At 67.5% G+C, this 271-nt stretch carries 1 protein-coding gene; it reads right to left on the reverse strand.

Annotated elements, in window-relative coordinates; genetic code table 11:
* A partial coding sequence (locus C1X29_RS29930) for a TRCF domain-containing protein (protein ID WP_146023311.1) occupies nt 1–271 on the reverse strand: 271 nt, incomplete at both ends.

Raw genomic sequence — 271 nt, forward strand, 5'->3', positions numbered from 1 at the left:
ACGGTGGTCAGCTCGCGCACGAACACGACGCTCATGTCGGGCCGCACCTTCGCGAACGAGGCCTGCTCGGCCACGTAGGCCACCAGCCCCTGCGGGTTGGCGTAGGAGCGGTCGCGGAAATGGACCACCACGCCCTTCGGCCCCGCCTCGACCTTCTCGACGTTCGCCTTGAGGCAGAGGATCTTGATCGTGCCGATCTTGAGGAGCTGCTCCACCTCCGGCGGCAGCGGCCCGAACCGGTCGATCAGCTCGGCGCCGAAGCTCTCCATCT

This window comes from Pseudomonas sp. GW456-12-10-14-LB2 (assembly GCF_002884345.1).
Lineage (GTDB): Bacteria > Pseudomonadota > Gammaproteobacteria > Pseudomonadales > Pseudomonadaceae > Aquipseudomonas > Aquipseudomonas paraglycinae.